The organism is Aggregatilinea sp. (assembly GCF_036822615.1).
Classification (GTDB): Bacteria; Chloroflexota; Anaerolineae; order Aggregatilineales; family Aggregatilineaceae; genus Aggregatilinea.
The window spans coordinates 23,082-32,214 of sequence record NZ_DAISHJ010000053.1 but is presented as its reverse complement, the minus strand read 5'-3'; the positions used below and the strand labels follow the sequence as shown (position 1 = coordinate 32,214).

Here is a 9,133-nt window from a genome sequence, read left to right as displayed (position 1 = left end):
GCGGTGCTGGGCTTCGGCACGCTGGCCGAAAGCCGCCTGCCGCGCGCGGCGACGGTGGGGCATCTGCCGGACAGCGCCGAAGCGGTCGGGGCGGTGTACGACGAGGCGATCGAGCTGGTGGGCTGGGAGATTCAGGACGAATACAGCCGTCCGGGGATCATCACGCCGTTTTCGCCCTACGTGGTGACGCTCTACTGGCGGCTGAACAGGCCGGTGGACATCGACTATGCGTTTGGCCTGCTGTACGTGATCGACGGGGAGCGCATCATCGTCGAGGATCACAAGATCGGCTCGGTGAATTACCCGTTCACGCTGACGAGCGACTGGGAGCCGGGGCGCATTTACGTCGAGCACATGGGGCTGACCTATAAGCGCTTCGACGAGGCGCTCGGCGTCAGCGGTGACCTGCTGCTGTCCGTTTACCGGGAATGGCAGGGCGATCAACCGCTGGTGGCGGTGGGCGTCGAGGGCGATCCGGTCTACCTGCGGCTGGCGCAGCCCGCGATCATGTACGGCGGCAGCGCGCTGCCGGAGGGTCTGCCCGGCGACCAGCCCGCGACCGCGTTTGGCGACGTGCTGAAACTGGTGGGCTGGAATATCCCGGCGGAGGCCGCAGCGGGCCAGCCGTTCGACGTGACGATGGGCTGGCAGACGACCAAAAAACCGATCACACGCTCGTACGTGCTGGCGGTGTACGCGTTCGACGAGCAGCAGAACGTCGCGGCGCAGGCCGATTCGCCGCCGCATGGCGGGCGGCTGCTGACGACCTCGCTGCCGCTGAATTACCAGTTCGGGGACGTGAAGACGCTCACGCTGCCCGATCCCGGCACGTACACTCTGTACGCGGCGGTATACGACGTGGTGACGTTCGAGCGGCTGCGCGTGCCGGACCGCGATGATGGGCTGCTGCGACTGGGCAAGATCACGGTCGCGCCGTAGGGCGGTTGCGTTGGGGGAAGACCCTCAGCCCTTCGGAGATGCGCAGCGCCCAACGGGGTTTGTAGGGGCGGGTTGTTGACCCATAGGCATAAGCTAACGGAGCAAACAGGACCGCTTTCCCTGACGACAAATCAAAGCGCCAATCTGGTAACCGTGGGGGTAGAGCTTGCTCTACCCGTTTTTTCTCTCAACGGGCGATGCAAGCATCGCCCCTACGAAAAGCGTGACGGTCTGTTTTCCCCTGAAATGCGGTTAACTTAATGCCTGTGGACCTCTGACCCGTTTAATATCCGGGTCTCGACGATCAAGAGCGCTGATCCGGCCCCGATCCGCCCCGCGAGTTTGGCGTGCGGGTGCACAGCGTAGGCCAATCAGCGGAAATTGTTATTGCCGTCTGCCGCTATCCTCCTTATCCTTTACACTGGCAGGTTTTTATCTGGACCGGACGTGTAAGGGTAAGGTGAGATGGTGCGCAGGATCAGCCCGGTATGGATTGTTGTCCTCTTAGCCGCGCTCAGTTTGATTGTGGCGGCGTGTGGCGGCGCGGAATCGCCCGCCGAAGGTGTGACCTCCGCCGGGGGAAATACCCGGCAGGCGTCGGACGTGCTGGTTGGGGCGCAGGGACAGAGCGGCGCGCAGGTCGCGCAGCAGGCGTCGCCTACCCCCGGCTCGTACGGGCCGATCGTGAATCCCACTGCGCTGCCGACAACCGCCGCGCCGACCGTCCCCGCGACGCTGACGCCCACCGAAACGGCCACCGCGACGCTGACCGTCACGCCCGGCCCTTCTCCCACGCCGACGCTGACGCCGACGGCCACCCTCACGCCTGCCGAAACGGCCACACCGACCCCTTCACCGACGCAAACGGAGACGCCGACGCCCGAACCGACGGCGACGCTGGGCGGCACGCCGCTGCCCGCGCTGCGCATCGATCAGATGGGCATCCAGATCGACAGCGACATTTCGATGGACGATTACGAGGTGGCGCTGTGGCACGCGCAAAACCTGGGGATGCGCTGGGTCAAGCTGCAGTTCGCGTGGGACATCCTCGAACCGACGCCCAACCAGTTCAGCGACGTGATGTACCGCTATCGCCTGTTCGTGCAGAAGGCGCACGACAACGGCTTTAAGGTGCTGGTGAGCATCGCCAAAGCGCCGGACTGGGCGCGCTCCACGACCGAGGAAGACGGCCCGCCGAGCGATCCGTCCGCGCTGTCGAGCATGATCACGCGCATGTTGGGCGAGATCCGCACCGACTACCTGGGCGCGTCGTACATTTCCGCGATCGAGATCTGGAACGAGCCGAACCTGATGCGCGAGTGGCACGGCGGCACGCTGAGCGGCGCGGACTACATGCGCTACTTCGGCGCGGCGTACAACGTGATCCGCGCGGCGGAAGACGGCCCGAATATCACGGTAGTTACGGCGGGCCTCGCGCCGACCGGCGTCAACGATGGCGTGAACGCGGTGGACGACCGGACGTATTTGCGGCAGATGTACCAGGCCGGGCTGACCAGCGACGTGTACCAGAACATCGCCATCGGCGTGCACCCGTACGGCGCGTGGAATCCGCCCGATGCGCGCTGCTGCATCAATTCGGGCCAGGGCTACGACGATCACCCGACCTTTTTCTTCCTCGATACGCTGGAAGACTATCACGACATCATGCTGAACTACGGCGACACGACCCGCCCGATGTGGGCGACCGAGTTCGGCTGGGCGACGTACGACAACCTGTACAAGAGCGACGGATCGCCCGCCGTCGCGCCGGAATCGCAGCCGTTCTTCAACTACCTCAACGAGGAGCAGCAGGCGAACTACATCATGCGCGCGTTCGAGCTGGGGCAGAGCCTGCCGTACCTGGGCGTGATGACGCTGTGGAATCTGAACTTCGCGTATCCGGCGTATGTGGATGCCAGCGATCCGCGCGCGGGCTATTCGGTGTGGGGGACTATGCCGGACCCGGAGCGGTTCGCGTATACGCTGCTGTCGCGCTCGCCGAGGCAGTGAGTGGGGAGCAGTTGTTAGTCGTTAGTTCGTAGTTGTTAGTTCAAACAAAGGCAAGAGAAGGGCGTAAATCAAAAAGCGTCCCCTTCGTAGGGGCGGGGCTTGCTCCGCCCGCTGTCAGCAAAGCCGGGTAGGGCAAGCCCTATCCCTACGGCGATCGACATTGGCGTGCTGCGTCGGGCGGTGCGGTAGGGGCAATTCATGAATTGCCCCTACGAGCGTGTTCGATACAGGGTGAAAAGAGTCTGCGCATCACAACAGAAAATCCCCGGTCCAGGGTAGTGAGGGCCGGGGTTTTTTTATGCTGCGGAAAGGGGCGCGGGCTACCGTTCGGGACGGCGCAGGAGCAGGAAAGCCGTGCCGCCGCTGACGACGATCACGCCCGCCAGCCCGATCATGATCAGGCCAATGTTGTCGCGGATGCTGTCGTCCAGCGACTTGGTTCCATCCGCGTCGGCGGTGTCCTCCAGCGCGGGCGCGGCGGCCCCGCCGTCACCGGTATCGATCGTGTCGGAAACGAGCTTGGGCGCGATGGTCGGCTGCGGATCCGAGATGCCGCCAAACATCACTGACGCGGCTCGCCCGCCCGTAAGCTGAACCGAGGCCGAGCCGGAGGTGGTCAGCCAGAAGCCGCCGGGCAGGGTCGCCGCGATGGTATAGCGGCCCGCGGGCAGATTGAGGCACAGCGGATCGACCGCGGCGGAATACTGCTCCGTGGCGGTGCTGCCGTCTTCGCCGCTGACGTTCACCTCGCCCTGCGACAGCGGCACTTCGTCTGCGTCGCGGATCAGGTTCTGGTTGGTGTCTTCGTAAATCGTGACGCACAGGGTTCCGGTGGTCGCGTCGTTGACGGATGCCGCGGCGACCTGCTGCGGCGTGGCCGAGGGCAGCACGAGCGCGTCCGCCGGGGTGGAAGACGCGAGCGGCGTCTGCGGCGTGGCGGTGGCGATCGCGGCCTCCAGCGGGATGGTGGCGGTGGCGGTCGGCGCGGCGGCCACTTCGAGCACTTCCTCAGTTGCGGCATCCAGGTCCAGCGCCATCTGGCGGCCGCCGTGATCGCCTGCGCGACTTCTTGCACCGGCTCCGCGCGCGAAATGGGCTGCGGCGGCACGGTCGGCAGCGGGCGCAGCCAGCCCATCGACCGGATCTCGGTCGGGGTGGCGGTCACCTGCGGGGCAGGCGTCGGGGTGGGCAGCTGGGCGCTGAGGGGCGTCGGCGTCGGGATGCGCGTGCTCTGCGCGTCGGGATCGGTGGCGGCGGGGACCGGAGTCGTATCCGCGCCGGTCGGGGCGGCGGTGGGCAGCGTCTGGCCGGGGGCCAGCAGATCGCCCGTTTCAGGATCGACCGAGCCGGGCGGCAGGATCATGATCTTCTGTCCCACCGTCAAAAAGCGCGTGTTCGGCTCGATCACCGGGTCCAGATCCGCGATGGACTGGATCGTCACGCCATATTCCGCGTAGGCGTAGGCGATGCCAGAAAGCGTATCGCCCTGCTGCACGGTGTGGATGATGCTGCCATCCGTCTGGGGCGGCTGCGCGCTCGTAAAGACGACCTGCTGCTGGACGGCGGTCGCGGCGACAGGCGTTCCGGACGCGTTGACGGTCACGCCGTTGGTGCGGATCAACGACGCTTTGTCCCAGTAGACGTTGTTCAGGGCCAGCCCGGCCTGCTGCGAGGCGAACATGAACACGGTGACCGTGTCGCCCTGGGCGGCAGCAGAGACGCTCAGGCGCGCCCACTGGTCGTAGGGGGCGGCGCTGCCCGACCACTGCACGGTGCCCGCGTAGGGATCGGTTCCGCCGGTGGGATCGATGCCCACTTTCATCGAGACGCCCGCTGCGGTATCCGAGCGCCGGTAGGGCGCTTCCTGGATCACGCACGAGTTGGTGGTGTCGTTGCAGGTATAGGCCCAGCCGTACGCGGTGAATTCGAGCGCGTCGCCCTGGCTCAGCCCGCCGACGCGCTGGTAGCCCGCGGCGATGAAGGCCGTATAGCCCTGGTGAATGTTCCACGAGTCGGAGCCGTCCAGGACCTGAACGGGGTCATTGTGCGGGAAGGCTTCGGGATTGCCCCCGCCGACCCACAGCGTCCAGCCCTGCGGGGCGGTCTGGGTGGCGGATGCCTGCCCGTAGTAGGGCCGCTCAAGGCCGCCGTTGGTCAGCAGATTCGTCGTGTCCTGGGCATGGGCGGTGTGATGGGGCATGAACACGCCCCCGGTGAGGATCGCCGCGAGCAGTATCCCGGCGAGTAGTGCGCGGTGCAGTGATGTGCGATACCGGTAGTGGATCAAGCTCACTCCCTCCTAACGATAAACAAAAACACGCCCGGCGGAGGTCAAGAGAAGCGCTGGCGTGTTTGGTCTGAAACAATACTCTTGGGCTCCACTTGTGAGCGACGCGCATTATACCATACGGCCTTTGCGTGTCAACGACGCCGGGCCTGCGCCTGGCTGACCGCCCGCGCCAATATGAGACTGTTTGGCTATCGCTATCAGAAGCAAAAAGTGTCATGCTGATGATAGATGAAGATCGTAAAGACAGCACGCGGAGGAAGACCATGGTTGTGGTTGGCGCAGACGGCTGCCGGGGGGGATGGCTGGCCGTCCTTTGGAATGACGACGACTGGGACGTTCAGCTCTTCCCGACCATTGACGACCTGTGGCAGTCCTGCCTGGGCGCGGGACTGATTCTGCTCGATATTCCGATCGGCCTGCCGGACGGCGACGCGCCGCAGCGCGCGTGCGACGTTGAAGCGCGGCGGCGGCTCAGCCCGCACCACCACAGCAGCGTATTCCCGCCGCCCTCGCGGGCCGCGCTGGAAGCGGCCAGCTATGAAGAAGCGTCCGCGATCAACCGCTCGGTGATGGGCAAGGGCCTGACGCGCCAATCGTGGGGCATCGCGCCCAAGATCCGCGAGGTGGACCGGCTGCTGCGGCGCAATCCGCGCGCGCGGGCCATCATGCGCGAAAGTCACCCGGAGCTGTGTTTCTGGGCGCTCAATGGGTGCAGCTCGCTGCCCGCCTCCAAGCGCACGGGCGACGGGCAGAGCACCCGCGAGCAGGTGTTGGCGGCGCTTATCCCTGAGACGCGCGTGATCCTGCGCGTAGCGCAGTCGCGCTATGGCCGGTTGGGCGCGGGCACGGACGATATTCTCGACGCGCTGGCGCTGGCGGTCACGGCGCGGCTGGGACGCGGATCGCTGACCGCCGTTCCCGGCGAGCCGATCCGCGACGCGCACTGGCTCCCGATGGAAATGGTGTACTGGTCGCCGCAGCCGGAACCGGCGGCAGCGGGGGCGTGAGGATCGAGGCTGTCAGATGCGTGTCAGCTTGCCGGGCGGCTGGTGTCCGATCCTGGCGCACGAGGTGCGCTATACTTGCCTCTGAAACGTTGTGAGCAAGAGTATCTCACGGTTGGCTCACCGGAAATGGCAAGAAGGAGTCGGCCATGCAGGGGGTGCTGATTTTTCTTTTGGTCGTGTTCGTGCTGTTCCTATCGGGACTGCGCATCGCGGCTGAATATGAACGGGCAGTCGTGTTCCGTCTGGGGCGCTATAAGGGTATTCGCGGGCCGGGACTGTTCTGGATCATCCCGCTGAACATCGAGCGCGCGCGGATCATCGACATCCGCACGACGACGGTCGGCGTCGAGCCGCAGGAAACGATCACCAAGGACAGCGTGACGATTCGCGTCAACGCGGTGCTGTGGTTCCGCGTGGTGGAGCCAGAGCGCGCCGTGATCGCGGTCAACGACTACCGCTCGGCGGTGTATCAGGTGTCCCTGACGACGCTGCGCAACATCATCGGCCAGCACGTGTTGGATGAAGTCCTGCGCGAGCGCGACCAGATCAACGATACGCTCAAGAGCCTGATCGACAAGGCTACCGAGCCGTGGGGCATCGAAGTCGAGATGGTCGAGATGAAGGACGTCGAGATCCCCGAGTCGATGCAGCGCGCGATGGCCCGCGAAGCGGAAGCCATGCGCGAGAAGCGGGCGCGCATCATCAAGGCCGAAGCCGAGCTGGATGCCTCGGCCAAGCTGTCGGAAGCGTCGCGCCAGATCGCGCAGAATCCGGCGGCGCTGGAACTGCGGCGTATGCAGATGATCTCCGAAGTGGGCGCGGAGCAGAACACGACCACGATCATCATGATGCCGTCCGATTTCGTGACGCTCGCCAAGAGCCTGTCGGACAGCCTCTCTCAGAAGAAGACCCAGGGCTAACCTGTTGGAACGACCGGAGGGCACGACGACCTGCCCTTCGCCCCGCGCGCGGCGGTTCGCTTTTAGTGGCGGACCGCCGCGCTTGACTCTCCCCCTGGAGGACGGTGTAAATTTAAAGCGTAACCGGGAGGAGCACTCACGATGACCACCAAACTCGACCTCAAGAAAGACCTCAAACACCTGTATGCTCCGTCCGCCAGGGACGTTTCTGCCGTCGATGTGCCGCCGATCGCGTTCCTGATGGTGGACGGCAGCGGCAATCCGAACACGGCGCAGTCGTATTCGGACGCGGTGTCGGCGCTGTTCAGCACGGCCTATACGCTCAAGTTCATGCTGAAGAACCGCGACGCGGCGCTGGATTACGCCGTGATGCCGCTCGAAGGGCTGTGGTGGGCGGACGATATGGACGCGTTCCGCCAGGGGAACAAGGATCAATGGCTGTGGACCATGATGATCGCGCAGCCGGAGTTCGTCACGCCGGAGGACGTGCAGGCGGCGCTGGTAGAGACGCGGCGCAAGAAGCCGCTGCCCGCGCTGGATCTCGTGCGGTTCGAGGCGTACCACGAGGGACCGTCGGTGCAGATCCTGCACCTGGGGCCGTACGCGGACGAAACCGCGAACATCGCCCGGCTGCACGGCTGGATCGCGGATCACGGGTATACGTTTGGGGGCAAACACCACGAGATCTACCTGAACGACGCCTCACGCGTCGTGCCGGAGAAGCTGCGCACGGTGGTGAGGCAGCCGTACGCGAAGGGCGGCTAGAGAGGCCTCCGGCGTATATGCCGGAGATGCGTGTGGGTTACCGAAAACGTGAGGTTTCGTAGGGGCGTATCGCAATACGCCCCTTGTTTGTATGCGATCTTTGCGACGAACGGATATATGGAACGAGTTGGCAAGCTGGATCTGCGTAGGGGTAGGGCTTGCCCTACCCGGCTTTGCTGACAACGGGCGATGCAAGCATCGCCCCTACGAAAGGCCGAGTGGGCCGTCGCGCTTAACTTGCTGTATATGGGGCGTATCGCAATACGCCCCTACGCATTTTTGCGCGTAGGCTGTATCAGTTGTTCGACTGCTCGGGGACCCAGTAACAGGCGCGGCAGGCGTCCGGCTCCAGACTCTTGACGGCGTCGTAGTACGCCTGCTGCATGTCGAGCGCGGACTGGAAGCGCATACGCGGATCTTTTTCGAGCGCGCGCAGGATCACGGCTTCCAGGCTGCGCGGAAAGCGCGGGTGAATCGTGCGCGGGCGCGGCACGGGCTTATCGACGTGCGCCAGCGCGGTCATCTGCGGACTTTTGTCGTGGAAGGGCAGGCGGCCCAGCAGCAGCTCGTAGAGCACCACGCCCATCGAATACAGATCTGCGCTGTGGTCGGCGGGCTGGCCCATCGCCACTTCGGGGGCCATGTATTCGGGCGTGCCCACCGAAACGCCCGTCGCGGTGAGCGTCGTATCGAAGTCGGGGCGCTTGCCCAGGCCAAAATCGGTCAGGAACACGTAGTTGCCTTCGCCGCGCCGCTCGATCAGGATGTTGCCGGTCTTCAAGTCGCGGTGCAGCACGCCGTAGCGGTGACCGAAGCCGAGCGCCTCGGTGACCGGGCGCACGATCTGCCACGCGGTCAGCGGCGAAAACTGGCGGCGCTGGAGAATATGTTCGAGCGACGGGCCTTTGACCAACTGCATGACGATGTAGAGGTATTCCTCCCACTCGCCATACGTGTACACGGGCACGATGTGCGGGTGGCGCAGCGTGGACATCAGCTCCGCTTCACGCCAGAAGCGCGTCTGGAAGTTTTCATCTTTGGCATATTCGGGCAGCAAGATCTTGATGGCGACGGTGATCCCGCGCTTCGTATCGAATGCCTGGTAAATGCGACCCATTCCCCCGGCGGCGATATTCGGCCCCACGAGGTAGCCTTCGATCATTTGCCCGCTTAGTTGTTCTTCCACTATACGGCCCCTGCGC

7 protein-coding genes and 1 pseudogene are annotated in these 9,133 nt (G+C 64.8%); 5 read left to right on the top strand and 3 right to left on the bottom strand.

Annotation, left to right across the window (positions count from 1 at the left end):
- A pseudogene (locus V7116_RS15165) lies at positions 1-939 on the top strand (hypothetical protein); the annotation flags it as partial.
- A 465-nt stretch (positions 940-1,404) separates the two neighbouring features.
- The gene (locus V7116_RS15160) at positions 1,405-2,949 is read left to right on the top strand and encodes a cellulase family glycosylhydrolase (protein ID WP_324392787.1); all 1,545 of its coding nucleotides are present in this window, start codon (positions 1,405-1,407) and stop codon (positions 2,947-2,949) included.
- Between the two features lie 320 nt (positions 2,950-3,269).
- On the opposite strand, the gene V7116_RS15155 is transcribed toward V7116_RS15160, so the two are convergent.
- Together V7116_RS15155 and V7116_RS15150 are read right to left on the bottom strand one after the other, a co-directional pair.
- Positions 3,270-3,839 (bottom strand): hypothetical protein, encoded by a 570-nt coding sequence (locus tag V7116_RS15155; RefSeq protein WP_324392786.1) that lies wholly within the window; start codon positions 3,837-3,839, stop codon positions 3,270-3,272.
- Entirely contained in the window at positions 3,734-5,236 is a 1,503-nt protein-coding gene (locus V7116_RS15150; protein ID WP_324392785.1) for a LysM peptidoglycan-binding domain-containing protein, read from the bottom strand. Before V7116_RS15150 ends, V7116_RS15155 begins: the two co-directional genes overlap by 106 nt.
- Before the next feature lie 218 nt (positions 5,237-5,454).
- Between V7116_RS15150 and V7116_RS15145 the strand changes: the two genes are divergently transcribed.
- The 3 genes from V7116_RS15145 to V7116_RS15135 all read left to right on the top strand — a co-directional run bounded on the left by V7116_RS15145 (position 5,455) and on the right by V7116_RS15135 (position 7,931).
- Positions 5,455-6,246: a DUF429 domain-containing protein gene (locus V7116_RS15145; protein ID WP_324392784.1), complete on the top strand. Its 792-nt coding sequence runs from the start codon at positions 5,455-5,457 to the stop codon at positions 6,244-6,246.
- Positions 6,247-6,392: 146 nt separating this feature from the next.
- Positions 6,393-7,166: a slipin family protein gene (locus V7116_RS15140; protein ID WP_324392783.1), complete on the top strand. Its 774-nt coding sequence runs from the start codon at positions 6,393-6,395 to the stop codon at positions 7,164-7,166.
- 141 nt (positions 7,167-7,307) lie between these two features.
- Positions 7,308-7,931, top strand: a complete 624-nt coding sequence (locus tag V7116_RS15135) for a GyrI-like domain-containing protein (protein ID WP_324392782.1) — start codon at positions 7,308-7,310, stop codon at positions 7,929-7,931.
- Positions 7,932-8,226: 295 nt separating this feature from the next.
- Here V7116_RS15135 and V7116_RS15130 read toward each other — a convergent pair whose 3' ends face one another.
- Positions 8,227-9,117, bottom strand: a complete 891-nt coding sequence (locus tag V7116_RS15130; RefSeq protein WP_324392781.1) for a serine/threonine protein kinase — start codon at positions 9,115-9,117, stop codon at positions 8,227-8,229.
- Positions 9,118-9,133 lie beyond the last annotated feature (16 nt).

What these genes read in the sequence shown, in the direction of transcription:
- V7116_RS15160 (WP_324392787.1), top strand. Translation starts at nt 1,405, where the DNA reads ATGGTGCGCAGGATCAGCCCGGTATGGATTGTTGTCCTCTTAGCCGCG.
- V7116_RS15145 (WP_324392784.1), top strand. Translation starts at nt 5,455, where the DNA reads ATGCTGATGATAGATGAAGATCGTAAAGACAGCACGCGGAGGAAGACC.
- V7116_RS15140 (WP_324392783.1), top strand. Translation starts at nt 6,393, where the DNA reads ATGCAGGGGGTGCTGATTTTTCTTTTGGTCGTGTTCGTGCTGTTCCTA.
- V7116_RS15135 (WP_324392782.1), top strand. Translation starts at nt 7,308, where the DNA reads ATGACCACCAAACTCGACCTCAAGAAAGACCTCAAACACCTGTATGCT.